This window comes from Rhodococcus sp. DMF-1 (assembly GCF_021441945.1).
Taxonomy (GTDB): domain Bacteria; phylum Actinomycetota; class Actinomycetes; order Mycobacteriales; family Mycobacteriaceae; genus Rhodococcus; species Rhodococcus ruber.
On sequence record NZ_CP090442.1, the window covers coordinates 2,151,479 to 2,177,736 of the forward strand.

25 protein-coding genes and 1 tRNA gene are annotated in these 26,258 nt (G+C 70.0%); 14 read left to right on the forward strand and 12 right to left on the reverse strand.

Going from position 1 to position 26,258, the window contains the following annotated elements; genetic code table 11:
• Window positions 1–140: 140 nt before the first annotated feature.
• The 3 genes from LZP97_RS09835 to LZP97_RS09845 form a co-directional block, all read right to left on the reverse strand.
• Window positions 141–1,274, reverse strand: coding sequence for a bifunctional RNase H/acid phosphatase (locus LZP97_RS09835; protein WP_172603557.1), 1,134 nt, complete (start codon window positions 1,272–1,274; stop codon window positions 141–143).
• Window positions 1,232–1,969 carry a zinc ribbon domain-containing protein gene (locus tag LZP97_RS09840; RefSeq protein WP_010594301.1) on the reverse strand — a complete coding sequence of 246 codons (738 nt, stop codon included), beginning with the start codon at window positions 1,967–1,969 and terminating at the stop codon, window positions 1,232–1,234. The genes LZP97_RS09835 and LZP97_RS09840 overlap by 43 nt, the downstream gene beginning before the upstream one ends.
• An 85-nt stretch (window positions 1,970–2,054) precedes the next feature.
• Window positions 2,055–3,188, reverse strand: a complete 1,134-nt coding sequence (locus LZP97_RS09845) for a Nif3-like dinuclear metal center hexameric protein (RefSeq protein WP_040275199.1) — start codon at window positions 3,186–3,188, stop codon at window positions 2,055–2,057.
• Window positions 3,189–3,283: 95 nt separating this feature from the next.
• On the opposite strand from LZP97_RS09845, the gene LZP97_RS09850 reads away from it, so the two are divergent.
• The 5 genes from LZP97_RS09850 (at window position 3,284) to LZP97_RS09870 (ending at window position 5,935) form a co-directional block, all read left to right on the forward strand.
• The gene (locus LZP97_RS09850; RefSeq protein ID WP_017680350.1) at window positions 3,284–3,994 is read left to right on the forward strand and encodes an HAD hydrolase-like protein; all 711 of its coding nucleotides are present in this window, start codon (window positions 3,284–3,286) and stop codon (window positions 3,992–3,994) included.
• Entirely contained in the window at window positions 3,984–4,451 is a 468-nt protein-coding gene (locus LZP97_RS09855) for a low molecular weight protein-tyrosine-phosphatase (RefSeq protein WP_017680349.1), read from the forward strand. The genes LZP97_RS09850 and LZP97_RS09855 overlap by 11 nt, the downstream gene beginning before the upstream one ends.
• Window positions 4,452–4,479: 28 nt before the next feature.
• The gene (locus LZP97_RS09860; RefSeq protein WP_017680348.1) at window positions 4,480–5,319 is read left to right on the forward strand and encodes an SURF1 family cytochrome oxidase biogenesis protein; all 840 of its coding nucleotides are present in this window, start codon (window positions 4,480–4,482) and stop codon (window positions 5,317–5,319) included.
• A gap of 23 nt (window positions 5,320–5,342) precedes the next feature.
• Window positions 5,343–5,702 (forward strand): DUF5655 domain-containing protein, encoded by a 360-nt coding sequence (locus LZP97_RS09865; RefSeq protein ID WP_010594297.1) that lies wholly within the window; start codon window positions 5,343–5,345, stop codon window positions 5,700–5,702.
• 92 nt (window positions 5,703–5,794) lie between these two features.
• A complete protein-coding gene (locus LZP97_RS09870) occupies window positions 5,795–5,935 on the forward strand; it encodes a hypothetical protein (protein WP_017680347.1) in 141 nt (46 codons plus the stop codon).
• Window positions 5,936–6,118: 183 nt separating this feature from the next.
• Here LZP97_RS09870 and LZP97_RS09875 read toward each other — a convergent pair whose 3' ends face one another.
• Window positions 6,119–7,957, reverse strand: coding sequence for an AMP-dependent synthetase/ligase (locus LZP97_RS09875; protein WP_040275196.1), 1,839 nt, complete (start codon window positions 7,955–7,957; stop codon window positions 6,119–6,121).
• Window positions 7,958–8,017: 60 nt separating this feature from the next.
• A complete protein-coding gene (locus LZP97_RS09880) occupies window positions 8,018–9,238 on the reverse strand; it encodes a lipase family protein (protein ID WP_371851030.1) in 1,221 nt (406 codons plus the stop codon).
• A gap of 176 nt (window positions 9,239–9,414) precedes the next feature.
• Here LZP97_RS09880 and LZP97_RS09885 point away from each other — a divergent pair, with 176 nt between their 5' ends.
• Window positions 9,415–9,627, forward strand: a complete 213-nt coding sequence (locus LZP97_RS09885; RefSeq protein ID WP_230831604.1) for a hypothetical protein — start codon at window positions 9,415–9,417, stop codon at window positions 9,625–9,627.
• A gap of 185 nt (window positions 9,628–9,812) precedes the next feature.
• Entirely contained in the window at window positions 9,813–11,246 is a 1,434-nt protein-coding gene (locus LZP97_RS09890; protein ID WP_040275192.1) for a DUF1254 domain-containing protein, read from the forward strand.
• Window positions 11,247–11,300: 54 nt separating this feature from the next.
• Here the strand turns inward: LZP97_RS09890 and LZP97_RS09895 are convergent, their stop codons facing one another.
• The 4 genes from LZP97_RS09895 to LZP97_RS09910 form a co-directional block, all read right to left on the reverse strand.
• Window positions 11,301–13,022 (reverse strand): SulP family inorganic anion transporter, encoded by a 1,722-nt coding sequence (locus LZP97_RS09895; RefSeq protein ID WP_040275189.1) that lies wholly within the window; start codon window positions 13,020–13,022, stop codon window positions 11,301–11,303.
• A 163-nt stretch (window positions 13,023–13,185) separates the two neighbouring features.
• A tRNA-Val gene (locus LZP97_RS09900) sits at window positions 13,186–13,260 on the reverse strand.
• 34 nt (window positions 13,261–13,294) lie between these two features.
• On the reverse strand, window positions 13,295–13,759 hold the full coding sequence (locus LZP97_RS09905; RefSeq protein WP_010594292.1) for a peroxiredoxin: 465 nt from the start codon (window positions 13,757–13,759) through the stop codon (window positions 13,295–13,297).
• Window positions 13,760–13,806: 47 nt separating this feature from the next.
• On the reverse strand, window positions 13,807–14,229 hold the full coding sequence (locus LZP97_RS09910) for a DUF3052 domain-containing protein (protein WP_003937077.1): 423 nt from the start codon (window positions 14,227–14,229) through the stop codon (window positions 13,807–13,809).
• A gap of 356 nt (window positions 14,230–14,585) precedes the next feature.
• Here LZP97_RS09910 and aceE point away from each other — a divergent pair, with 356 nt between their 5' ends.
• From aceE to LZP97_RS09940, 6 genes are all read left to right on the forward strand, one after another.
• Entirely contained in the window at window positions 14,586–17,438 is a 2,853-nt protein-coding gene (aceE, locus tag LZP97_RS09915) for a pyruvate dehydrogenase (acetyl-transferring), homodimeric type (RefSeq protein WP_048770940.1), read from the forward strand.
• Between the two features lie 49 nt (window positions 17,439–17,487).
• A complete protein-coding gene (locus LZP97_RS09920) occupies window positions 17,488–18,801 on the forward strand; it encodes a PucR family transcriptional regulator (RefSeq protein ID WP_225222858.1) in 1,314 nt (437 codons plus the stop codon).
• Window positions 18,802–18,929: 128 nt separating this feature from the next.
• A complete protein-coding gene (locus LZP97_RS09925) occupies window positions 18,930–19,847 on the forward strand; it encodes an ACP S-malonyltransferase (RefSeq protein ID WP_017680341.1) in 918 nt (305 codons plus the stop codon).
• Window positions 19,848–19,964: 117 nt separating this feature from the next.
• The gene (gene acpM, locus LZP97_RS09930) at window positions 19,965–20,243 is read left to right on the forward strand and encodes a meromycolate extension acyl carrier protein AcpM (RefSeq protein WP_003937073.1); all 279 of its coding nucleotides are present in this window, start codon (window positions 19,965–19,967) and stop codon (window positions 20,241–20,243) included.
• Window positions 20,244–20,251: 8 nt separating this feature from the next.
• On the forward strand, window positions 20,252–21,499 hold the full coding sequence (locus LZP97_RS09935) for a KasA/KasB family beta-ketoacyl-ACP synthase (protein ID WP_010594288.1): 1,248 nt from the start codon (window positions 20,252–20,254) through the stop codon (window positions 21,497–21,499).
• A gap of 99 nt (window positions 21,500–21,598) precedes the next feature.
• Window positions 21,599–23,032 (forward strand): acyl-CoA carboxylase subunit beta, encoded by a 1,434-nt coding sequence (locus tag LZP97_RS09940; protein ID WP_010594287.1) that lies wholly within the window; start codon window positions 21,599–21,601, stop codon window positions 23,030–23,032.
• A gap of 70 nt (window positions 23,033–23,102) precedes the next feature.
• Here LZP97_RS09940 and LZP97_RS09945 read toward each other — a convergent pair whose 3' ends face one another.
• The 3 genes from LZP97_RS09945 to LZP97_RS09955 all read right to left on the reverse strand — a co-directional run bounded on the left by LZP97_RS09945 (window position 23,103) and on the right by LZP97_RS09955 (window position 25,711).
• On the reverse strand, window positions 23,103–23,612 hold the full coding sequence (locus tag LZP97_RS09945) for a DUF3145 domain-containing protein (RefSeq protein WP_003937070.1): 510 nt from the start codon (window positions 23,610–23,612) through the stop codon (window positions 23,103–23,105).
• Window positions 23,613–23,715: 103 nt separating this feature from the next.
• Window positions 23,716–24,546: a serine hydrolase domain-containing protein gene (locus tag LZP97_RS09950; RefSeq protein WP_040275184.1), complete on the reverse strand. Its 831-nt coding sequence runs from the start codon at window positions 24,544–24,546 to the stop codon at window positions 23,716–23,718.
• A gap of 37 nt (window positions 24,547–24,583) precedes the next feature.
• A complete protein-coding gene (locus tag LZP97_RS09955; RefSeq protein WP_010594285.1) occupies window positions 24,584–25,711 on the reverse strand; it encodes an NDMA-dependent alcohol dehydrogenase in 1,128 nt (375 codons plus the stop codon).
• 264 nt (window positions 25,712–25,975) lie between these two features.
• Here LZP97_RS09955 and LZP97_RS09960 point away from each other — a divergent pair, with 264 nt between their 5' ends.
• Entirely contained in the window at window positions 25,976–26,179 is a 204-nt protein-coding gene (locus tag LZP97_RS09960) for a hypothetical protein (protein WP_010594284.1), read from the forward strand.
• The last annotated feature ends 79 nt before the right edge of the window (window positions 26,180–26,258 follow it).

Genomic DNA, 26,258 nt, shown 5'->3' on the forward strand with positions numbered 1-26,258 from the left:
ACCGTCGGTGTGATCACTGTCGGTGTAACCACTCTCGCTGGTGCATACCCCACGTGTCGGTCACCGAACCGGGACGCCGCCGTCGGTGTGTCCTTTGGGCGGCTACCGCAGCCCAAAGGACACACCGATGCCGCGGGCGCCTACAGGTGCGAGGTGTCGTTGACCAGGCGCACGGCCGCGCCACCGTCGGGATAGAACTCGGCGATGCTCAGCGACGCGAGGTCCAGGTGCAGGCGATACAGCAGCGACGGCCCGGCATCGAGCGCCATCTGCAGCAGGGTCTTGATCGGCGTGACGTGGGAGACGACGAGCAGGTTCGCCCCGCCGTACTCCGCGACCAGATCGTCCCGGACAGCAGCGAGACGGCCGCGGACCTCGTCGAAGCTCTCCCCACCCGGCGGGCGCACCGAGGTGTCGCCCAGCCAGCGACGGTGCAGATCGGGGTCACGCTGCGCCGCCTCGCGGAACGTCAGTCCCTCCCACTTGCCGAAGTCGGTCTCGAGGAGCCCGTCGTGCACCGTCACGGGCAGACCGAGCACCGCCGCGGCGGCCTCGGCGGTCTCTCGCGCCCGTCCGAGCGGCGACGAGACCACCGCGGCGACATTGCCACGCTCGCCGATCCGACGGGCAGCCGCGCGCGCCTGCGCGCGGCCCAGCTCGGTCAGCGGCGGATTACCGCGCCCGGAGTAGCGGCGCTCCACCGACAGCGGGGTCTGCCCGTGCCGCAGCAGCAGCATCCGCGTGGGTGTCCCGACGGCACCGGTCCAGCCGGGCGATTTCGCCGGCGGCGCCGATGCGGACGACGGCGGTTCGGAACCTGTGGTGGCCGAGGCAGCACCGTCCATCGCCTCGTTGGCGAGCCGGTCGGCGTAGGCGTTCTCCGCGCGCGGCACCCAGGTGAACTCGACCCGCGAGAATCCTCCGGCCAATTCGCGGGCACGCGCGGCGAGCGGAATCATGTCCGGGTGCTTGATCTTCCATCGGCCCGACATCTGCTCGACGACGAGCTTGGAATCCATTCGGACGTCGACCTCGTCGGCCCCGAGTTCGGCGGCGGCGGTCAATCCGGCGATCAGGCCTTGGTATTCGGCCACGTTGTTGGTGGCGCGGCCGATGCTCGCGCTGCGTTCGGCCAGCACGGCCTCGCGGTCGGCATCGAAGACCACCGCACCGTAGCCGGCCGGTCCGGGGTTGCCGCGCGAACCGCCGTCGGCCTCGACAACGACCCGGCTCAAATCCCGGATTCCTTGGTACGTACCAGGATCGCGTTGCATTCGGGGCAGCGCACGAGCGCCTCGGGCGGGGCGGCGGCGATGCGAGAGATCTCGCCGCGGTCGAGTTCGAGGCGGCATGCGCCGCACCGTCGCGCCTGCAGCAGGGCCGCGCCGGTGCCGGTCTTCGACCGCTGCGCCTCGTACTGGTCGACGAGCTCGGCGGGAAAGGCCTCCACGAGTGCCGCGCGGTCGCTCAGGCACCGCTGCTCGGCGACCTCGATGTCGGCGAGCGCTTCGTCGCGCAGGCGGACGGCGTCCGCGAGTTCGGCGTCGACGCTCGACAGCCGCGCGCCGGCGTGGTCGTGGTCGGCCTTGGACGCCTCCCGGCGTTCCATGACCTCGAGCAGCTCGTCCTCGAGCAGCGCCTGCCGCCGTTCGAGGCTGGTCAGCTCGTGCTGGAGTTCGGACAGCTGCTTGGCGGCCACGCTGCCGCCGGCGAGGAGCTTACGGTCACGCTCCTCCCGTTGGCGGACCGCCTCGACCTCCCCTTCGAGCTTGCGGATGTCGCGGTCGAGGTCGTCGAGGATGATCTCGACGGCGACGGCGGCGTCCCGCCGCGCGGTGCGTTCCGCCTCGAGCCGTTCGACCTCCTGCTGTTCGGGCAGGGTGCGGCGCCGGTGCGCCAGGCGGGTCACCTCGGTGTCCACAGCGGCGAGGGCCAGGAGCTTGGACTGCACGGCGGGTTCGACGTTCACTCGGCGGGTTCCTGCTTTCGGCGGCGAGATCATGGGGGTGATAGCTGCCTACCGTACCGCGCGGCCGGTCACGAGGAACCCGGACCTACCGGGCGGCGGTGGTCCAGGGATCGGTGCGTAGCTCGCTGACGCGGGCCGCCCACCCGTCGTGATCGGCGAACGCGGCGTCGAGCACTCCCTTCGCCTGCGCACACCACGGGTACTCGCTGGCCCAGTGCGCGACGTCGACGAGCGCGGGTCCGCCGGCGCGCAGGTGCTCGTCGGCCGGATGGTGCCGCAGATCCGCGGTGACGTACGCATCGACGCCGAGCCGTGCGACGGTGCCGAGGAAGGAGTCGCCGGAGCCGCCGCACACCGCAACGGTGCGGACGATCCGGTCGGGGTCGCCGGCACCGCGCACCCCCCACTCGGTGGCCGGCAGTGCCGCGGCGACGCGTTCGGTGAACTCGCGCAGCGTCTGCGGCACCGGGAGGTCGCCGACGCGGCCCAGTCCCCGCGAGCCGGGCAGCTCGGCCAGTTCGAGCACGTCGAACGCGGGTTCCTCGTAGGGGTGCGCCGCGCGCAGAGCGGCAAGCACCCGGCCGCGCACGGATCGCGGGGCGACGACCTCGACGCGGTCCTCGGCGACGCGCTCGAGTTCGCCGACGGTGCCGATCGCCGGATCCGCGCCGGCCTCGGGACGGAACTGTCCGGTCCCGGAGGTCGTCCAGCAGCATTCGCGGTAGTTGCCGAGCCGGCCCGCGCCGGCGTCGAACAGGGCGGCGCGCACCTGTTCGGCCGAGTCGGCGGGCACGAGGACCACCCACTTGTCGACGGCCGGTTCGGGCTTGGGCTCGATCGGCCTCAGTCCGGTCAGGCCGAGCGCCTGTGCCAGCGCGTCGGACACGCCCGGATCGGCGCGGTCGGCGTTGGTGTGGGCGGTGAACAGCGCGCAGCCGCCCCGGATGAGCCGGTGGATCAGGGCGCCCTTCGGGGTGTGCGCGCCGACGGTGTCGACACCGCGCAGCAGCAGCGGGTGGTGCACGAGGAGCAGTTGCGCACCCCAGTCGAGGGCTTCGTCGACCACGGCCGCAGTGGCGTCGACCGCGAGCAGCACCCTGTTCACGGGTTCGTCGGGATCGCCGGCGACCAGTCCGACCGAGTCCCACGACTCGGCCAGCGACGGCGGGTAGGCCGTCTCGAGCACGTCGATCACCTCGCGCAGCGTCACCGCCGTCACCGCTCCTCCTCCGTCGTCTCCGCCGTCGTCCCCACAAACTGTCCCCGCAAACTGTCCCCGACCCTACGCGGCGGGCCTCGCCGGCAGCCGGGACAATGGGGGGCGTGACGACTCTCGCCGATCTGCATCCTCTGCTGTTGCCGGCACCCGTGGTGCTGTTCGACCTCGACGGCACCCTCACGGACTCGGCGGCGGGCGTGATCGACGGGTTCCGGCATGCGCTCGCCACGGTGGGCGCTCCGGAACCGGCGCACGACGAGCCGCAGCGCGTCCTCGGTCCGCCGATGATCGACACCCTGCGCGGACTCGGTCTCGACGAGCAGCAGGTTCACCGGGCTCTCACCGCGTACATCGAGCGGTACGACGAGCGGGGCTGGGCGGAGAACTCCGTCTTCGACGGGGTGGCGACGATGCTCGGGCGAGTGCGCGACGCCGGCAGCCGCCTCGCCGTCGCGACGTCGAAGAACCAGAACTTCGCGGTCCGCATCCTCGAGCATTTCGAGTTGGCCGGCCACTTCGACTTCATCGGCGGCGCGAGCGACGACGGGACGCGGCGGGCGAAGGGGGACGTGATCGCGCACAGTCTGGTCGCGCTCGGGGTGGACCCGGTCGCCGCCGAGGACGGCGGCACCGGCGGCGTGGTCATGGTCGGTGACCGCGAGCACGACGTGACGGGTGCCGCGCGGTGGGGCATCCCGACGGTGTTCGTCGAGTGGGGGTACGGCGCGGCCGACGAGGCGGCCGCCGCGCACCGGTCCACGTCCAGCGTCGGCGAACTGACGAGGATGCTGACCGGTGACCGCTGAGCGCCTGCACGTGACGTTCGTGTGCACCGGCAACATCTGCCGCTCGCCGATGGCGGAGAAGATCTTCGCCGAGCATCTCCGCAGGGCCGGCCTCGCCGGGCGGGTGCGGGTCACCAGCGCCGGCACCGGCGACTGGCACGCCGGCGAGGACGCGGATCCCCGCACCACGGAGCTGTTGCGGCGGCACGGTTACCCGATCGGGCACTGCGCCCGGCGCGTGACCGACGAACAGCTCGCCGCCGATCTGGTGGTCGCGCTGGACGCCGGCCACGACCGGATGCTCGCGCAGCTCGGGGTGCCCGCCGAGCGCCGCGCGCTGCTGCGCAGCTTCGACCCGGACGCCGAGGGCGAGTCGGTTCCGGATCCGTACTACGGCGACCGGCACGAGTTCGAACTGGTCCGGCGGCAGATCGAGGCGGCGATCCCGGGTCTGCTCGACTGGGTGCGACGGCACTGAGGCCCGCGTCACCGGCTACCGTGGTTACGTGCGACGACTGACGTTCCTGCTCCGCCCGAGCTGGCTGGTGCTGGCCCTGGTGGTGGGCGGCTTCGCCTACGCGTGCTTCACCGTGCTCGCGCCGTGGCAGCTCGGCAAGAACACCACCACCGAGGAGCGCAACGACCGGATCACCGCCTCGCTGGCCACGGACCCCGTGCCGGTCGAGGAGCTGCTCACCGGGCCCGCGCCGGCTCCGGAGGACGAGTGGCGGCGCGTCGTCGCGACCGGCTCGTACCTTCCGGACTCGGATCTGCTGGTGCGGTTGCGCAGCGTCGAGTCCTCCCCCGCCTACGAGGTGCTCACACCGTTTCGGCTCGCCGACGGCCGCACCGTCCTGGTGAACCGCGGATACGTGCGTCCGGAACGGGGCACGGAGATCCCCGGGTTCGCCCCGCCGCCCACCGGCACGGTGACCGTCGAGGCGCGCCTGCGGATGTCCGAGGGAACCGCCGAGGGCAGGGCCCCGTTCCGCGACGCCGGCCACGCCCAGGTCTACTCGATCGATCCCGCGCAGATCGCGGCGTTCACCGGCCTGGAGCTGACGGGCGGATACCTGCAGCTGTCCGAGAACCAGGCCGGGGGGCTGGGCACGATCCCGCTGCCGCAACTCGACGCCGGCCCCTACCTGTCGTACGGGCTGCAGTGGGTGGCATTCGGAATCATGGCGCCGCTGGGGCTGGGGTACTTCGTGTGGGCGGAGCTGCGCGAGCGCCGCAAGCGGAAGGAACCGGCGCCGGCGACCGCACCCGAGGCCGAGCCGACGCCCGCCCCGGTGGAGCGCAGCACCGACGACAAGCTCGCCGACCGTTACGGCCGGTCCCGTTGAGCCACTCAGGCGAGGAGCCCGCGATGCACGCGACGATCGACGACTACCTGGCCGACAAGGACGACGCCGCCGTCGACATGTTCTGCCGGCTCCGCACGCTCGTGCTGGGCCTCGGCGACGACGTCGAGGAGCAGGTCCGTCCCGCCGAGGTGCGATGGGGACGCGGTCGGATCTTCGCGGCGGCGTTCGTCTATTCGTCGCGGCTCGAGATCGCCGTGGACCTGCCGCGGCGGGTCCATCACCCGCAGCTGCGGGAGGCCTTCCCGACCACCGCGAAGGTGACGACCCACCGCTTGAGCATCGCCACCCCGGACCAGCTCGACGACGGCGTCGTCGCGCTGCTGGCGGAGGCGTACGAGACGGCCGGGACAGGCTCCGGGTAGCAGGCTCCGCCGGGCACCGCCCGGAGCGACGACGGGTCGGCAACGGGTCGGCAACGGGTTTAGGACCGGTCCGGCCGGTGCATCCGTCGCCCATGACCGAGAACACCGGAAACCCGCAGCAGTACGACGCATCCCAGGACCCGGACGCCGACCCCGAGCAGTTGCAGTCGAGCGCCCCGACGCAGCCGGATCAGGCCGAGGGCGAGGACGACGACGCCGGACCGGAGGCCTGAACCCGGACGCGGCTCCCGCGGATCGGCAGGCCCGGCTACTCGAACAGCGGACCGTCGAGGCAGCCGGACGTCGCCCGCCGGATCCCAGGTGGGGATGCGCCCGGGAGATCCGCCCGCCACTTCGGAACCCGCGCACGCCGTGACGTGGGCGGATTCCGAACCGGCGCCGGGGATGCTGCCCCGTCAGGCGTAGAGCTGCTCGATCCGATCGGCGAAGTTGTCGACCACCAGTTTGCGGCGCAGCTTCATGCTCGGTGTCAGATCTCCCGCCTCGATGGACAGCTCCCGATCGAGGACGGCGAACCTCTTGATCTGCTCCCAGCGGTTGAGCCGGTCGTTGAGCCGGTCGATGCACTCGCCGATCAGCGCGTGGGTCCGCTCGTCCCGGGCGATCTCGCCGAACTCCCTGCCGGCCATGCCGTTCTTGCCCGCCCATTCGGTGATCGCCTCGGCATCGAGGCCGACGAGGGCGACGCAGTAGGGCCGGCTCTCGCCGTACACGACGATCTCGCCGGCGTACGGGCAGATGCCTTTGAAGGCGGCGGAGATCGCGGACGGCGCGACGTACTTGCCCTGACTGGTCTTGAACAGGTCCTTCTTGCGGTCGGTGATCCGCAGGAAACCCTCGGAATCGAGTTCCCCGATGTCGCCGGTGTGGAACCAGCCGTCCGGTTCGAGCGCCTCCGCGGTGGCCTCGGGCCGCTCGTGGTAGCCGTCCATGACGCCCGGCCCGCGCAGGAGCACCTCGCCGTCCTCGGCGATCTGCACCTCCGTACCGGGGAAGGGCCAGCCCACGGTGCCGAGCCGGTACGCGTACGGGCGGTTGATGAACGACGCGGCGGATGTCTCGGTCAGGCCGTACCCCTCGAGGATGATGATGCCGGCGGCATCGAACCACTGCGCGACGGCACGGTCGAGCGGCGCCGCCGCCGAGACGAAGAACCGCAGGCGACCGCCGAAACGTTCCTTGACGGTGGAGAACACCAGACGGTCGGCGATCCGGTACCGGAGCCGGTCGAGGGCGGACGGGGTGCGGTCCTCCTGCCGGGCCTGCGAGACACGCAGGCCGACGCCGACGGCCCAGTCGAAGATCTTCTTCTTCGCCCCGCCCTCCTCGGCGACCATCGCCTCGATGCGCGCGTGCGCCTTCTCGAAGATGCGCGGCGCGGCGCCCATGAAGGTGGGGCGCACGACAGCGAGGTTCTCGACGATCTTCTCCACGCGGCCGTCGATCACCGTGGTGAAGCCGATCTGCAGCGGCAACGCCAGCATCACCTTGCCGAAGGCGTGCGACAGCGGCAACCAGAGGAAGTTCAGGTCGTCGGGGCCGAGGATGTTCACCGCGTCGACGGCCGCGGCGGTGTACGTCCACCCCGAGTGCGGCAGCAGCACGCCCTTCGGCTTGCCGGTGGTGCCGGAGGTGTACATGATGCTCGCCAACTGCTCGGGACGGATCGCAGCCACCCGGTCGGCGACGACGGAGGGCGACTCGGCGAGCAGTGCGCGGCCCCGGTCCTCCAGGTCGGCGAGGGTGACGACCCAGTCCCCGTCGCCTTCGCCGTCGACGACCACCACGGTCCGCACCTCGGGCAGATCGGCGCGGTGGGCGACGAGCTTGTCGACCTGGGTCCAGTCCTCCGCGACCACGACGGCGCTGCCCGAGTTGGCGACGATGAAGGCGACGTCGGGCGCGTTGGTCGTGGGATAGATGGTGGTGGTCGCGGCGCCGGCGCACATGATCGCGAAGTCGGCGAGCACCCACTCGTACCGGGTCGACGAGGCGATCGCCACCGGGTCCTCGGGTTCGACTCCCAGCGCGATCAAGCCCGCGGCGAGTGCGGTGACCCGGTCGCCGACCTGGCGCCAGGTCGTGCTTCCCCAGCCGTTGCCCCGGGGGTACCGGAAGGCCTCGGCCTCCGGCGTCGCGGCGACCCGGTCGACGAACAACCGGGCCACCGACGGGGCCTGATCGTCGATCTTCGCGAAGTCGACCGTCTCGTCCACCGCCCGCAGCGCAGCCATGCGCCGAGTGTAGATCCGCAGCAATCGCCGACGTGGGCAGTTGCGCAAACGGCGGAGGCGTCAGCAGGTGCTGGGCGCCGGTTCGCCGCGGAACCGTGCGTCGACCCAGTCCAGGGCCGGGAACAGGCCCAGGGCGGCAGCGGAGAGATGGTCGGGCGTCGGGGTCAGGAGAGTCTGCACCGGCACCCCGGCCGCGCAGTAGCGGCGCATCGTGGCGATCACGGAGTCGACCGGGATGAGCGCATCTGTCGGACTGTGCCATTCGAAGATCGGCGCCTTCGGCACGCCGGCATACAGCTCGAGGCTGTTCTCCTCCATCACCGTCCGCGCTGCCGGATCGTCGAGGAACCGGCGGTTGTCGGTCATCTCGGCCGCGCTGCGACCGACTCCCCAGAACATGATCTCGTTGGTGCAGCCGTTGGCGATCAGCTGCTTGAGCCAGTGTCCCTGGGCGTTGAGCTGCGGGGTGACGTGGATGCGGTCGGGATACTCGCGTTCGAGCCCGAGGGCGGCAGCCATCGCGAGGCCGAACGCCGGATGCGGCGCGGTGCCCAGGCTCTCGGCCATCTTCACCAGGTTCATCGGGACACCGCCCTCGGCGGCTCCCACGATGTTCAGCTCCGGGGCGTATTCCGGGGCCAGCGCCGCGGCCCACGAGGTGGCCATCCCGCCCCCCGAATAGCCGCCCAGCGCGACCTTGCTCTCCGCCACCTGCAGTTCCGGCACGCGTTGCACGGCGCGGATTCCGTCCAGCGTGACCCGGCCGCCGAGCTTGGCGGCGCCGTAGGCCATCCGTGGGCCCAGATGGTCGGGCAGCGCCACCGCCCACCCGCGCGCCAGCGCAAGATTGAGTCCGGCGGCCTCCCGGATCTGGTGCAACGGATGGCTGGTGTAGAGCTGGGAGACGATCTTGCACTTGTGCCCGAGCGCGTTGATGATGTGCTGATACGACAGTAGCGGCCCGTTCGGCACGTGATGCGCCGGCCGCACGAAGGTCGTATTCGCCGCGACGGGTCGATCCTGCGAATCCGTGGTGCGGAACAGCACTTCCCACACCGTGCTGCCCGGAAAGTAGTACGAGGGCGGCAACTGCCGGACCCGCAGCACATCGCCCGGTGCGCGCGCCGGGAGATCGGGCGGCGCGGCGTAGAACGGGTCCGGATCGGGAGCGGGTAGCAGCGGTTCGGCACCGGCACTGCCGGTGCCGGACACGGTCGCAACCAGTGCGAGCGCGATCGCGAACACAGCGCTTCGGACGGATCGGCCAATCACGAAACCCACGGCATACCCCACCACCACCCGGACGTCGGACCGGGATCGACTATGCCAGACACCTGCACTCCCGGTGCGTGAACAATACGATTGCCCGAGAGCCTCGCGCCGGCGACGCGCGCGCCGCTCCGGCCATCGACACCGGCCCGTCGACGGCGCAATTCGAGTCCGGCCAGGAGGTTTTCGTGAAACCCGGCGAAGTGCGGCTCGGTCAAGGTGTCTGGTGGGCCGAGGAGTACTGGCGGGTGATGGGCGTCTACGACGGCGGGAGGCTGCTGCGCTTGGCGAGACCGACCCACTACGAGGACGGCAGCTTCTCGTTCGCCGAGAACGTCGTCGACGACGTACCTGTCGAATTCGTCTCGCCCCACGGCTCGCGTCGTCCCGACGAGAAGTAGACCGCGACGACCACGGCGGCGAGCGAATCGAACCGGCCGAACTGCCGGTGGCGTGCCGGCGCCCCGTCGCGTGTTCTCGTCGATCCGGCAGACCGTGGGGCAGTAACGGTCCACACTGAGTGGGTGGCGCAAGCGGTCGCGTGGGCCGCGGATCCCGGCAGGGGCTGTCGACACAGGAGGACTCCATGACCTCGCATTCGAACAGCACCCCGATTCCGCCTGGTATCGAGGTGCCGGACGAAGTCCGCACCCGGTTGGGCACGCTGCGGTTCTTCGACGGAGTCCCGGACGAAGAGACGACCCGGACGGTGTTCGACAACCTGGATTTCCAGCGGGCGGTACAGGCGTACCTGCTGGCCCTGGCCCCGGTCGAAGTGGCAGCGGTGCGTAAGGCAATGCTGGCGCTGGGTCCGGCCAACTCGACCATGGCGATCTGGGAAGACCTGGTCTACCCGCGCAGCGTGGTCCTCACCGGCAACAACAACACTTCGTACAGCACCATGCTGATGGACCTGCACGACGGCCCGCTTGTTCTCGAAAGCCCTCCGAGCGTGCTGGGCATGATCAACGATGCCTGGCAGCGGTGGGTCGTCGACGTCGGCCTGACCGGGCCGGACAGGGGCCAGGGCGGCAAGTACCTGTTCCTGCCGCCCGGCTACGACCGCAAGGTCCCCGGCGGTTACTTGGTCGTGCGGCCGCGCACCTACGTCCTGTGGCTGCTGTGGCGCAGCTTCCTCGACGAGCACGGCGATCCTCACCCGGGCGTCGAGGCCATCAAGGCCATGGCTCGGGTCTATCCGCTGGCGGAGGCCGACGACCCGCCGCCGCTCCGTTTCGTGAACATCTCACCCGAACCGATCGTCTTCGTTGCGCCCGCCGAGTATCGGGCGTGGGAGCTGCTCGACGAGACCGTGCAGTCCGAGCCAGCCGAGTCGTCCGATCCTCTCACCCTGGGGATGTTCGCCTCGATCGGCATTCGGCACGGTAAGCCGTTCGACCCCGACGAGCGGATGCGGGCCGTCCTCACCGAAGCTGCCACCGTAGCCGACGCCACTGCCCGTGCCCTCTGTTACCGGTTCCGCCGGCCGGAGGCGGACTACTACCCGGACAGCACCTGGCGGACCGTGCTTCTCGGCGGTTACCGCTTCCAGGAGGACGGCGCCGCCCTGCTGGACTCCGTCGCCCAGTACTACTTTGTGGGAGCACCGATCAGTCCGGCCCTCGAGGTCGAGATGGTCGGCGCCGCATCGCAGTACGCCTTTGCCTTCGTCGACTCCGAGGGCGCGCACTTCGACGGCGGCAGGACCTACCGGCTGCACGTGCCCGCGAATGTTCCGGTCGCCAACTTCTGGTCCGTCATCGCTTACGACACCCAGACCCGCTCGATGCTGCAGACCGGACAGGACTGGCCGTCGATTTCCAGTCAAGACAAGGACCTCGCCCCGAACGACGACGGCTCGGTCGACATCCGCTTCGGTCCCGACCGGCCCGAGGACAGCCGAAACTGGATCCAGACGCTGCCCGGCAAGAGCTGGTTCGTGGCATTCCGGCTCTACGGTCCGCTGGAACCGTGGTTCGACAAGACATGGAGACTGCCCGACATCGAACCGCTCGCGTAGCGGCCGGGATGGTCCACCCGGACGGCCGGTGCTTCTCCACCGCCCGTCCGGAGGTCACGCCGACGTCGGGTCGTCGTCCGGGGGCTGGTCGAGGTTGCGACGGGCCGCGGCGACGGCCGCGGCGACGGCCGCGTCCACGGTCGGGTGTGCGCCTGTGACGACACTGGCGATGCCGGTCGCGCTGAGCAGGTCGCGCACCTGGCCGATCTCGCCGGCGAAGAGCAGACGGATGCGACGGTGCTCGAGTTCGGCATACAGCCGGTCCAGCATGCCGACGGCGGTGATGTCGATTCCCGGCACAGCTGCGGTGTCGAGGACGACGGCCCGCGTGTCGTCCCGGACATGACCGCGTACGGCGGCCGCCACGTTGTCGGCGTTGGCGTAGATCAGCCCGGCCTCCGGGCGCAGCACCACGATCCCCGGCTCGGTGAGCGCGTCGGGACGGCGCTGCAGGTCGACCCAGCGGCTTCCGTCCGGTGTGCGACCCAGCTCGGCGACGTGCGGCCGCGAGGCCCGGAACAGCAGGAGCAGGACCGACACCGCCACGCCGAGGAAGAGCCCGGGAAGGATGTCGAAGACCAGCACACCCGCCATGGCGCTCGCCGCGGCGAGGAAGTCCGCGTACGCGGTGACGCCGTAGATCCGCCGCAGGCTCGGGGTGGCCAGACGCGCGTACTTGCGCAGCGTCCGGAAGTCGACGAGCTTCGTGACGGCCGCGATCACCACGGCAGCGAGGGTGGCCTCCGGCAGGTTCGCGAACAGACCGGTCAGGAACAGCAGGGTCAGCACCGTCAGCGCCGCCACGACGATGCCGGAGAGCTGCGACACCGCCCCGGCCGAGACGTTGACCGCGGTCTTCGACAGGGACCCGTTGACGATCATCCCGGAGGACAGCCCCGCGCCGATGTTCGCTGTGCCCACCCCGAGCAGTTCCCGGTTCGGATCGATCTCGTAGTGCCGCTCGGCGGCGTAGTTCTTGGCTGCTCCGACGCCCTCGGCGAACGCGACCAGCAGGATCCCTGCCGCCGACGCGAGCAGCGCGACGTAGTCGGATCCAGGGATGCTGGGGAGGCCGAGCGGAGGTAACCCGCCCTCGATCTGCCCGACGATCTCCACTCCCTTGGCGTCGAGGTCGAGGACCGAGACGGCGACGATGCCCAGGGCGACCGCGACCAGCGGTGCGGGCAGCCGGGGCGACACCCGGTGCAGGACCAGGACGAGCGCAAGGGAGCCGGCGCCGACGGCCAACGTCCAGCCGTTCGTCCCACCCAGCGACGTGACCAGGTGCCAGGTTTTTTCGAAGAAGTCCCCGTCCCCCTTCGGGACTCCGAAGAGCTTCGGGAGCTGACCGACGATGATCGTCAGCGCCAGGCCGACGATGAATCCCTTCAGCACCGGCTCGGAGATGAAGGAAGCCAGAAACCCCAGACGCGCCAGCCCCGCGAGGATGCCGAGCACCCCGACCAGCAGCGCCAGACCGGCCGTCAGCGCTGCCGCATCGGCGTCACCGGCGATGCCGGCGACAGCAGCACCCGACAGCGCAGCGGTGGCCGCCATCGGCCCCACCACCAGGTGCCGGGAGCTGCCGAACAGCGCGTAGAGGAGCAGCGCCGCGGGCGCGGCATACAGGCCGATCACCGGGGACACCCCGGCGATCGTGGCGTACGCGAGGGCCTCGGGCACCAGAACCGCCCACACCGTCAGGCCGGCCAGCAGGTCCCGGCCGATCCGGTCGGCCCGATAGCCCTCGAACGAGGTGAGCAGCGGCACCTTCACCCCACGAGCACAGCAAACCCTGCCCAGCCGCGACAGAGCCCAAAGACCCCCGGGTGCGGCCCCACGAGCCCGGCTGCGTCCGCGGACGTCGACACGTGTGGGCAAAAGTCCCGTCGAGGCATACGCGCCCGGTCCCTGACCAGGTCTTTCACGGCCACATTCCTGGTGGGCGCGGAGGGTTTCGAACCCCCGACCGCTGGTGTGTAAAACCAGAGCTCTACCACTGAGCTACACGCCCGCAGATCCGGCGGCTCGCGCCGCCGGACTGTGCCTCAGGACTTTAGCGCGGCCAGCGCTCGCACCCAAGCGCCCTGGTCACGGGGCTCGCCGGGCTGATTCTCCTCGGCGAACCGGACGATGCCGTCCTTGTCGACGACGAAGGTGCCGCGGTTGGCGAAACCGAACTTCTCGTTGAACACACCGTAGGCCTGGGCCACGGCACCGTGCGGCCAGAAATCGGAGAGCAGCGGGAACGTGTAGCCCTGCTCGGCGGCCCAGATCTTGTGCGTGGGCGAGGCCCCCACCGACACGGCGACGATCGCGGTGTCGTCGTTCTCGTAGGTCGGCAGGTCGTCCCGCACGGCGCACAGCTCGCCCTGGCAGACGCCGGTGAACGCGAGCGGGTAGAACACGAGCAGCACGTTCTTCTTCCCGCGGAAGCTCGACAGCGTCACTTCCTGGTTGTTCTGGTCCTTGAGTGTGAAATCGGGCGCCTGGGCACCCACCTCGATCGCCATGTGCGTCGGTAGTCCTTACGTCGATGGAGAGGAACTGAGCGGTGTGCTCAGCGCTTGGTGCGGGCGGCCTTCGGCTGCACCAGCCGGCTGCCCACCCAGTCGCCGAGATTGGCGGTCGAGGTCTGGGTCAGGCCGGCGGTCGTGGCCGATTCGGCGATCTCGCTGGGCTCGACATGATCCGGACGCCCGGTCTTCGGCGTCAGAACCCAGACGACGCCCTCGTCGGCGAGCGGGCCGATCGCATCCATCAGCGCATCGACGAGGTCTCCGTCGCTGTCGCGCCACCAGAGCAGCACCACATCGACGACCTCGTCGGATTCCTCGTCGAGCAGGTCCGATCCGATCGTGTCCTCGACGGCGGCCCGCAGGTCGTCGTCCGTGTCCTCGTCCCAACCGAGTTCCTGAACCACCTGGTCGTGGGAGATACCGAGCTTCTGAACGTAGTTCTGGGCGTCCGCCGCGGCGACCACGGTGGTGTCCTCCTTCGGTTGTGGCCGCGGGCGTGCCGCGTACCGGATGTCATGAGCGATTTTTCAAAGCGAACATCCTCGGGGAGCTCAACGCAAGCCGAATCGCACGGAAACTCACAAGAATCTTCCCGGGACGTTACCGCGAGAAGCGCCACACGCCGACCCGCCGCGCGGACCCGAACCGTGCGGATACCCGGCCTGCAGGCGTTGTACACCCGGGGGGATGCCTCCTACCGCGCGATGGGGGAAGATGAGCAGTGCATCTCGTTCAGATGTCGATGAGTCGGCTCCCACAAGAGCCGGCCCTACGGAGCGGGCGCCACACCTGCGCGCCCCACCACGATGAGGAGCAGACGTTGACAGACCTGATCCACGAGCCCGATTCCTCGACGAGCGCCGCCACACCGGGCGCCTCGGAAGCGGGATCCTCGCCGAACACCACCGGGGCCACCGACGGCCGCGTGCGGGTCATCCGCGAGGGCGTGGCCTCCTACCTGCCGGACATAGACCCGGCCGAGACCACGGAGTGGCTCGAGTCGTTCGACGGGCTGCTCGAGTCCGCCGGTCCTGCGCGTGCCCGTTACCTGATGCTGCGCCTGCTCGAGCGCGCCGGCGAACGCCATGTGTCCATTCCGGCACTGACCTCGACCGACTACGTGAACACCATCCCGACCGAGAACGAGCCGTGGTTCCCCGGCGACGAGGAGGTCGAGCGCCGCTACCGCGCCTTCATCCGGTGGAACGCCGCGATCATGGTGCACCGCGCACAGCGTCCCGGCATCGGCGTCGGCGGCCACATCTCCACCTACGCGTCCTCCGCGGCGCTGTACGAGGTGGGCTTCAACCACTTCTTCCGCGGCAAGGACCACCCGGGCGGCGGTGACCAGATCTTCATCCAGGGGCACGCCTCCCCCGGCATCTATGCCCGCGCCTACCTCGAGGGCCGCATCCCGGCCGAGCAACTCGACGGGTTCCGCCAGGAGGCCAGCCACGCCGACCAGGGCGGCGGCCTGCCGTCCTACCCGCATCCGCGGCTGCTGCCGGACTTCTGGGAGTTCCCGACGGTGTCGATGGGCCTGGGCCCGATGAACGCGATCTACCAGGCGCGGTTCAACCACTACCTGCACGACCGCGGTCTGAAGGACACCTCCGACCAGCACGTGTGGTCGTTCCTCGGCGACGGCGAGATGGACGAACCGGAGTCGCGCGGTCTCGCGCACGTCGCGGCCACCGAGGGTCTGGACAACCTCACGTTCGTGGTCAACTGCAATCTGCAGCGCCTCGACGGTCCGGTTCGCGGCAACGGCAAGATCATCCAGGAGCTGGAGTCGTTCTTCCGCGGGGCCGGCTGGAACGTCATCAAGGTGGTCTGGGGCCGGGAGTGGGACGCCCTGCTGCACGCCGACAAGGACGGTGCGCTCGTCAATCTGATGAACGTGACGCCGGACGGCGACTACCAGACCTACAAGGCCAACGACGGGGCCTTCGTCCGTGAGCACTTCTTCGGCCGCGATCCGCGCACGAAGGAGCTGGTCAAGAACCTCAGCGACCAGGAGATCTGGAACCTCAAGCGCGGCGGCCACGACTACCGCAAGATCTACGCGGCGTACGCCGCGGCCATGGCGCACAAGGGTCAGCCGACGGTGATCCTCGCACACACGATCAAGGGGTACACCCTCGGCAAGCACTTCGAGGGTCGCAACGCCACGCACCAGATGAAGAAGCTCACGCTCGAGGACCTCAAGTACTTCCGCGATCTGCAGCGCATCCCGATCTCGGACGCCGAACTCGAGGCGAACCCGAAGATGCCGCCGTACTACCACCCGGGCAACGACTCGCCGGAGATCCAGTACATGCTCGAGCGGCGCCGCGCGCTCGGCGGGTTCCTGCCCGAACGCCGCACCGCCGACGCTCCGCTGCCGCTGCCGGGGGACAAGACCTACGAGGTGGTCCGCAAGGGCTCCGGCAAGCAGCAGGTGGCCACCACCATGGCATTGGTGCGCATCATGAAGGAGCTGCTGCGCGACAAGGAGATCGGTCCGCGCATCGTGCCGATCATCCCGGACGAGGCCCGCACGTTCGGCATGGACTCGTGGTTCCCGTCGCTGAAGATCTACAACCGCAACGGCCAGCTGTACACGTCGGTCGACGCGGAGCTGATGCTCGCCTACAAGGAGAGCGTCGCCGGGCAGATCCTGCACGAGGGCATCAACGAGGCCGGGTCCACCGCCTCGTTCACCGCGGTCGGCACCTCGTACGCCACGCACGGGCTGCCGATGATCCCCCTGTACATCTTCTACTCGATGTTCGGCTTCCAGCGCACCGGCGACGGCCTGTGGGCGGCGGCGGACCAGATGGCCCGCGGATTCGTGCTCGGCGCGACAGCCGGCCGCACCACCCTCACCGGTGAGGGGCTGCAGCACGCCGACGGGCATTCGCTGCTGCTGGCGTCGACGAACCCGGCGGTGGTGTCCTACGATCCCGCGTTCTCCTACGAGCTCGCGCACATCGTCAAGGACGGTCTGCGCCGCATGTACGGCGGCACGGAGGGCGTCGACGGGTTCGGTGGCGAGAACGTCTTCTACTACATCACCCTCTACAACGAGCCGTACGTGCAGCCGGCCGAGCCGGAGAACCTCGACGTCGAGGGCCTGCTCAAGGGCATCTACCTGTACCGCCGCGGCGAGGGCGCCGGGCCGAAGGCGCAGATCCTCGCCTCCGGCGTGCTCATGCCCGAGGCGTTGCGGGCCCAGGAGATGCTGGCCGAGGAGTGGGGCGTGGCCGCAGACGTGTGGTCGGTGACCTCGTGGGGCGAGCTGCGCCGCGACGGTGTCGAATGCGAGCGGCAGGCGCTGCTCGACCCGGGCGCCGACGCTCCGACGCCGTACGTGGCGAAGATCCTGGCCGACGCCGCCGGGCCGTTCGTGGCCGTCTCCGACTGGATGCGTGCGGTACCGGACCAGATCCGGCAGTGGGTGCCGGGCGACTACACCACCCTCGGCGCCGACGGGTTCGGGTTCTCCGACACCCGCCCCGCCGCGCGCCGATTCTTCAACATCGACGCGGAGTCCACGGTGGTCGCGGTGCTCGCCGCCCTCGGCCGGGACGGCGCTGTCGATCGCGCGCGGGCGGTCGAGGCCGCCCAGCGGTACCGGATCGACGACGTGGCGGCCGCACCGGAGCAGACCTCGGATCCCGGCGTGGCCTGATCCGAACCGCTCTGCCGCGGGCGGCGGGCCGCGGGCGTAGTTTCGTCCCATGGTCGTAGAACCCGCAGAGCCGCGTCCGAAGCGCGCACCGGGCGTCCCTACGGGGCGTCCGGTGCCGCCGGCGCGGCCGGAGCGAGATCCCCTGCCCGATGCGCTCCTGCGTCGCGTCAAGCAGTTCTCCGGACGGCTGTCCACCGAGGCCGTGCACTCCATGCAGGAACAGTTGCCGTTCTTCGCCGATCTCGACGCGTCGCAGCGGTCCAACGTGCAGCTGATCATCCAGACGGCGGTCGTCGACTTCCTCGAATGGGTGCGCAATCCCGACAGCGACCTGCGGTTCAGCCTGGACGCGTTCCAGGTGATCCCGCAGGACCTGGCGCGGCGGCTGACGTTGCGCCAGACCGTGGACATGGTCCGCGCTGCCATGGAGTTCTTCGAGCAGTGGCTGCCGGCCCTGGCACGCAACGAGCAGCAACTCGTCGCGCTCACCGAGGCGACGCTGCGCTACGGCCGGGAACTCGGGTTCGCCGCGGCCTCGGTGTACGCGAGCGCCGCGGAGTCCCGCGGCGCGTGGGACACCCGCCTCGAGGCGCTGGTCGTCGACGCGGTGGTCCGTGGCGACACCGGGTCGGACATGCTCTCGCGCGCCGCGACGCTGAACTGGGATGCGACGGCGCCGGCCACCGTGATCATCGGCACTCCCCCGCCGAACGAGGGGGTCTCGGTCGTGACGACCGTGCACTCGATCGCGCAGCAGCACGGCCGGGCGGCGCTGGCGGTGGTGCAGGGCGAGCGGCTCGTGATGGTGGTCAGCGGCGAGCTGCACGGGAGCGTCGAGGCAATGGCGTTCCGGTCCGAGCTGATGCGCAGCTTCTCGGACGATCCGGTGGTGATCGGTCCCACCACGCCCACCCTCGCGTCGGCGCATGCCTCCGCGGTCGAGGCGATGGCCGGGATGGAAGCGGTGGCCGGGTGGCGGGGCGCGCCGCGGCCGGTGCATGCGGCGGAGCTGTTGCCGGAGCGGGCCCTGCTCGGCGACGCGGGAGCGATCGCTGCCCTCGAGGACGATGTGGTGGCTCCGCTCACCGAGGCGGGTGTGGCGCTGGCCGACACCCTCGACGCATACCTCGACTGCGGGGGTGCTGTCGAGACCTGCGCCCGGCAGCTGTTTGTTCATCCAAATACCGTGCGGTACCGACTCAAGCGGATCACAGAAGTCACCGGCCGGGACCCGACGAATCCCCGTGATGCGTACGTGTTGCGGATCGCGGCCACCGTGGGAAGGTTGGCTCGAAGTCATAACGAATTGCGGACTCCAGTCCCACCCGTCTCCCGTTTCACATTGCGCGAACCGGGCGCGTAACAGGGGACGGCACTTCGTCGATGGTGAACGCCGACGTGCAGTTTTGTTGAAACCCTACAAAACTGCACCCGAGAGTTCATCCCTACCGACATCTCGCAGGACTGTCTCCAGGGTGTTCCCTGATCATCGTGATTTCGCTGCTCGCCCCCGGTCAGGGGTCCCAGAAACCCGGCATGCTCGCCTCCTGGTTGGAGCAGGCCGGCGCCCGCGATCGCGTCCAGCTGTGGTCGAAGGCCTCGGGCCTCGACCTCGAACGCCTCGGCACCACCGCGACGGCCGCGGAGATCACCGACACCGCCGTGACCCAGCCGCTGGTCGTCGCGACGGCACTGCTCGCCTACGAGGAGCTCGAGTCCCGCGGCCTCGTCCCGGACGACACGATCGTCGCCGGGCATTCGGTCGGTGAGCTCGCCGCCGCGGCCATCGCCGGCGTCATCAGCGCGGACGAGGCGGTCATGCTCGCTGCCGTCCGCGGCGCCGAGATGGCCCGGGCGTGCGCGCTCGAGCCGACCGGCATGTCGGCCGTGCTCGGCGGCCGGGAGGACGAGGTGCTCGCCCGGCTGGCCGAGCTGGGCCTGACGCCGGCGAACGTGAACGCCGCCGGCCAGATCGTCGCCGCCGGCCGCCTCACGGCGCTCGAGGAGCTCGCGGCGAACGCTCCGGAGAAGGCCCGGATCCGGCCCCTTCCGGTCGCCGGGGCCTTCCACACCGCATTCATGGCCCCGGCCCAGGAAGCCGTCGCCGAGGCCGCGGCGAAGATCGTGCCCAGCGATCCGACCCGCACGTTGCTGTCCAACTCCGACGGGGCGCCGGTCGCCTCGGGAGCGGACGCACTGACCAAGCTTGCCGCACAGGTCACCCGACCGGTGCGCTGGGACCTGTGCACCGCGACCCTGCGTGCGGCCGAGGTCTCGGCGGTCGTGGAGCTTCCCCCGGCCGGCACCCTGGTCGGCATCGCCAAGCGTGAGATGCGCGGCACGCCGACCACGGCACTCCAGACCCCTGAGGAGATCTCAGCGCTGGCCGAATCGATCAGAGTCGGTTAGTTTGCTGCGCGCGCGTCGCGCAGCACGGGACCTGCCCTCGACGGGCACCCGGAATCCGGGCGGAACCCTCCACCCGGTCCGATCACAGCAAGACGAAACGAAGAAGGGAGCCACGACGTGGCCGCCACCCAGGAAGAAATCATCGCCGGTCTCGCGGAGATCATCGAAGAGGTCACCGGCATCGAGCCCTCCGAGGTGACCGTCGAGAAGTCGTTCGTCGACGATCTCGACATCGACTCCCTGTCCATGGTGGAGATCGCCGTGCAGACCGAGGACAAGTACGGCGTGAAGATCCCCGACGAGGATCTCGCGAGCCTGCGCACCGTCGGTGACGCCGTCGCGTACATCCAGAAGCTCGAGGCCGAGGGCGTCCAGGCCACGAACGACAACGAGTGAGCTCAACCGTGACTTCCGCCTCTCCCCGCACAGGGACATTTCCCAACGTCGTCGTCACCAGCCTCGCGGCCACGACATCGATCGCAGGTGACGTGGATGCCACGTGGAAGGGCCTGCTCGCCGGTGAGAGCGGGATCGACACGCTGACCGGATTCGTCGACGAGTTCGACCTGCCGGTTCGCATCGGCGGCAAGCTCACGACGAGCCCCGACGAAACCCTCTCACGCGTCGAGATCCGCCGGATGAGCTTCGTCGAGCGGCTCGCGCTCCACCTCGGCCGCACCGTGTGGGCGAATGCCGGCAGCCCGGAGGTCGACCGCGAACGCCTCGGCGTCGTCGTCGGCACCGGTCTCGGTGGTGGCGAAGCGCTCATCGACGCGGTCGACAAGCTGCGCGGCGGCGGCTACCGCAAGGTGTCTCCGTTCGCCGTGCAGATGGTCATGCCGAACGGCCCGTCGGCGACCGTGGGTCTCGAGCTCGGCGCGAAGGCCGGCGTGATGACGCCGGTGTCCGCCTGCTCGTCCGGCAACGAGGCCATCGCCCACGCCTACCGGATGATCGCGATGGGCGATGCCGACATCGTCGTCGCCGGTGGTGTCGAGGGCCAGCTCGACGCGGTTGCCACCGCCAGCTTCGCCATGATGCGGGCACTGAGCACCCGCAACGAGGATCCGCGTGGGGCGTCGCGCCCGTTCGACAAGGACCGCGACGGTTTCGTCTTCGGCGAGGCCGGCGCGCTGATGGTGCTCGAGACCGAGGAACACGCCAAGGCTCGCGGCGCCACCATCCACGCCCGTCTGCTCGGCGCCGGCATCACCTCGGACGGATTCCACATCGTGGCCCCCGATCCCGAGGGGACCGGCGCGGCACGCGCCATGACGAAGGCCCTCCACGGCGCCGGCCTGACGCCGTCCGACATCGGCTTCGTCAACGCGCATGCCACCGCCACGCCCATCGGCGACATCGCCGAGGCGAAGGCGATCAATGCCGCGGTGGGCAACCACGCCGCGGTGTACGCACCGAAGGGTGCCCTCGGGCATTCGATCGGTGCGGTCGGTGCGCTGGAAGCGGTCCTGACGGTCCTGAGCCTGCGGGACGGGGTCATCCCGCCCACGCTCAATGTGGACAACCAGGATCCAGAGATCGATCTCGACGTCGTGAAGGGCGAAGCCCGGTACGGCCAGATCGATTTCGCGCTGAACAACTCGTTCGGTTTCGGTGGGCACAACGTTGCGCTCGCGTTCGGCCGGGCCTGACCCGACCGGACTTCGCTCGCCGTCGGGGTGGGGATCTCGTCACGAGATCCCCACCCCCGGCGCCCATCCCCCGCTCTTGCCTTGCCCGAGGAGAACGCGATGACCGTCCTGGAACCTGCTCAGACGCGCGACGCTGCCGTCGATCCCCGCGATCCGCTCCGGCGGCTCGAGCGACTGTTCGACGCGGGCACCCTGAGCCTGCTGCACCCCCGGGACAAGTCCGGCATGCTCGCCGCGATCGGTTCCATCGACGGCGTCCGGACCGTCGCGTACTGCTCCGACGCCACCGTGATGGGTGGCGCCATGGGCGTGGACGGCTGCAAGCACATCGTCGACGCCATCGACACCGCCCTCGAGCAGGACATCCCGATCGTGGGGCTGTGGCATTCGGGCGGTGCCCGGCTCGCAGAGGGCGTCGACTCCCTGCACGCGGTCGGCTTGATCTTCGAGGCAATGGTCCGCGCTTCCGGGCGGATCCCCCAGATCTCCGTCGTCCTCGGGTTCGCGGCGGGTGGCGCCGCCTACGGACCGGCACTCACCGACATCGTCATCATGGCGCCCGAGGCCCGCATCTTCGTCACCGGTCCCGACGTGGTGCGCAGCGTCACCGGTGAGCAGGTCGACATGGAATCGCTCGGCGGTCCGGACACCCACACCAAGAAGTCGGGCGTTGCGCACATCGCCGCCCACGACGAGGACGACGCCCTGCACCGGGCCCGTCGCCTCGTGTCGATGCTTGCCGAACAAGGCGAGTTCGACCTCGACGCCGCCCGTCGCGGCGACACCGACTTGCGGGCGCTGCTGCCCGAATCCCCGCGCCGCGCCTACGATGTCCGCCCGATCGTGCACGAGCTGCTCGACAACGTCGAGGGCGAGTCCAGCTTCGAGGAACTGCAGGCCGGCTGGGCGCGCAGCGTCGTCACCGGTTTCGGTCGTCTCGGCGGCCGCACCGTCGGCGTCATCGCGAACAACCCCTTGCGTCTCGGTGGCTGCCTGGATTCCGTCAGCGCCGAGAAGTCCGCGCGCTTCGTGCGCCTGTGCAATGCGTTCGGGGTCCCTCTCGTCGTCGTCGTCGACGTGCCCGGCTACCTGCCCGGCGTGAGCCAGGAGTGGGAGGGTGTGGTCCGTCGCGGAGCGAAGCTGCTGCATGCCTTCGCCGAGTCCGAGGTGCCCCGCGTGACGCTGGTGACCCGGAAGATCTACGGCGGCGCCTACATCGCGATGAACTCCCGGGCCCTGGGTGCGACCGCCGTGTTCGCCTGGCCCGACGCCGAGGTCGCCGTGATGGGCGCCAAGGCGGCGGTGGGGATCCTGCACAAGCGGGCCCTGGCCGCGGCACCGGAAGAGGAACGCGAGGCGCTGCACGACCGTCTCGCCGCCGAGCACGAAGCCATCGCCGGCGGCGTCGGCCGGGCGATGTCGATCGGTGTCGTCGACGAACTCATCGATCCGGCGACGACCCGCAGCACGCTCGCCCAGGCGCTGGCGTCGGCTCCGGCGCGTCGCGGCCGGCACAAGAACATCCCGCTGTAGGCGGCTGCGCCGCCGGTGCGTCTTTTGGGTTGCCCCAGCAGCCCAAAAGACGCACGGGCCGCGTAGCGGCCTATCCCACGTTCCGGCGCAGCCAGGTCACCTCGGCGCCCTCGCCGCCGCTGCGGTAGGGCTCGAGGGCCTCGTCCCAGGCCGTGCCCAACACCCGGTTCAGCTCCTCGACGATGTTGCTGCCACCGGCGAGCAGTGACCGCAGCCGCATCTCGCCGACCACGACGTCGCCGTTCGCGCTCGTGTTGCCCCGCCACAGTCCCAGTCCGGGCACGTGACTGTAGCGCTCGCCGTCGACGCCGTCGCTGGGGTCCTCGGTGATCTCGAAGCGGATCATCGGCCACACCCGGAGGGCGTCGACGAGGCGTGCGGCGGTCCCCACCGGACCCGCCCAGTTCACAGTGGTGCGCAGTTGTCCGACGTCGACCGGTTGACCGATCCAGGTGAGATCCGGACGGCAATCGAGGGTGGCGGCCAGTGCCCATTCGATATGCGGGCAGACCGCAGCAGGCGACGAGTGGATGTAGACCACCCCGGTCGTCGCATCCGCGAACTGGTTCGACGCACGCACTACACACCTCCACTTCGACGAGGGACGTCTTCCCCAACGGCCTGACATCGAAGCGGTCGCGCATGGCGACAGAGGACAGTCTGCCCGTGTTACTCCTGTTTCGCTAGGGAACGGATGAGGAATTTGAGAATTCGGCGAGGACGTCGTCCGCGAGGGCGGGCCACAGTGGTTTCGCCCACTCGCCGAATGCCCTGTCCGTCAGCACGACACACGCGATCCCCGCGCGGGGATCGACCCACAGGAATGTACCGGACTGACCGAAGTGCCCGTACGTTTCGGGTGAATTGGCCGCACCGGTCCAGTGGGGGTCCTTCCGGCCGCGGATCTCGACACCGAGCCCCCAGTCGTTGGGCTTGTGCATCCCGTACCCGGGCACGATCCCGTCGAGACCGGGGAACTGCACCCGGGTGGCCTCCGCAAGCGTCTGGGTCGACACCAGACGGGGCGCGAGCAGTTCCGCGGCGAAGTGCGTCAGGTCGGTGAGCGACGACTGCCCACCGTGCCCGGCAGGTCCCGGCAGCGACGACTCCCGCATGCCGAGCGGCTCGAAGACGGCCTGGGTGAGGTATTCGGGGAACGGGATGCCGGTCTCGCCCTCGACGAGCTCCGCGAGAATTTCGAAGCCCGCGCTCGAGTAGATCCGCTTGCGGCCGGGCTCCGCCTGCGACACGCGTTCGTCGAAGGCCAGTCCCGAGGCGTGCGCCAGCAGATGGCGGACGGTCGACCCCGGCGGACCGGCGGGCTGATCGAGTTCGAGCGCGCCCTCCTCCACAGCGACGAGGACCGCGTAGGCGACGAGCGGCTTGGTGACCGATGCGAGACGGTAGAGCCGCAACTGGTCGCCGCGCTCTGCGACGACGCCGCCGGCGCGGGTGAGAACCGCGGCGGCGGCGTGGTCGACAGGCCAGTCGGAGATCGCGTCGAGGCTGTTCACGTACCCAGCCTAGAAGACGGCACCGGTGGCCGCGGAATCACCGATCGGCGTCGGTGTACCGGATGACGCCGCGGATGTTCTTCCCGTCGAGCATGTCCTGGTAGCCGTCGTTGACCTGCTCGAGGGTATACGTGCGGGTGACCATGTCCGCGAGGTTGAGCTGTCCGGCCTTGTACATCGCGAGCAGGTTCGGAATGTCGACCCGCGCATTGCAGCCGCCGAAGATGTTGCCCTGCAGATCCTTCTGCAGCATCGCGAACAGGAACGCGTTCAGCTTCACGTCCATGTCCGTCATGTGCCCCATCGCGGTGACCACGCAGCGGCCGTTCTTCGCGGTCAGCTGCAAGGCCTCCTCGACGTACTCGCCGCGCATCTCGCCCACGGTGATGATCGTCTTGTCCGCCATGCGTCCCCACGTGGTCTCCATGATCGGCATGAGCGCCTCGGCCATCGACGGGTAGGCGTGCGTCGCGCCGAACTTCAGGGCCTGCTCCCGCTTCCACGGCACGGGGTCGATCGCGAAGATCTGTCGCGCTCCGGACGCGACGGCGCCCTGCAGGGCGCTCATCCCCACGCCCCCCACGCCGATCACGGCGACAGCCTCCCCGGGCTTGACGTCGGCGACGTGGGTGGCCGAGCCCCAGCCGGTGGGCACGCCGCAGCCGACGAGGGCGGCCAGCTCGAACGGGACGTCCTTGTCGATCTTGACGACCTGTGTCTGGTTGACCGTCATGTACGGCGAGAAGGTGCCGAGCAGGCACATCGGGATCACGTGCTGTCCGCGCGCCTGGATCCGGTAGGTGCCGTCGGAGATCGCCATCCCGCTGAGCAGGCCCGCGCCGAGATCGCACAGGTTCGAGTGACCGGTGGCGCACGACGGGCAGCGACCGCATGCCGGAATGAAGGACAGGACGACGTGATCGCCGACCTCCAGGCCGACGACGCCGTCGCCGACCTTCGTGATGACGCCGGACCCCTCGTGGCCGCCCATCACCGGGAAGGACGGCATGGGCGTCGCTCCCGTGACGATGTGGTGGTCCGAGTGGCACATCCCCGCCGCCTCCATGCGGATCTGCACCTCGCCCGCGACCGGGTCACCGATCTCGATTTCCTCCACCGACCACGGCTCGTTGAGACCCCACAGGATCGCGCCCTTGGTCTTCATCTGCATCGCCCTCCGTCACAGTGCGTGTGTACGCATGTGACCATAGCCACAAGACGGCGAAATTGGAACAGGTTCTATCGTTGGTGATCGGCCCGGCCGCAAGCCGGACCGCACCCCCGCCGCACCCGCCGCACCCGCCGGGCCGGCGGCGCCGGCGCGGTGAAACCGGACCGATCACGCGAACGGGACGTCGACCAGGGTGAATCCCAGGGTGAAGATCGAAAACCGCGTAACCCTTCCCCGGGCAGCGGCGGTGTAGACGGCATGAACGTGATCGCCTCGCTGCTCGTCGCGTGGGTCGCCGTCGCTGCGGTGGTGGCCACGATCGTCGGGGCAGCGATCGCCCTCAGAGCCGAGCATCGGTCCCCGCGGCCCGGTCCGATGCAGCCGAAGGGACCACGACGGCGCCCGCACGGTGCGGCCCGCGCCGAGCGGCCGCGCACCGTGTGCGCGGAGCTGCGGGACTGACGCGGCGCCCGGCCCGTCCGGGCCGGGCGCCGGTCCGAGGTGGCGCCGAACGTCGGGGTGCTCGACGCCACCACGATGT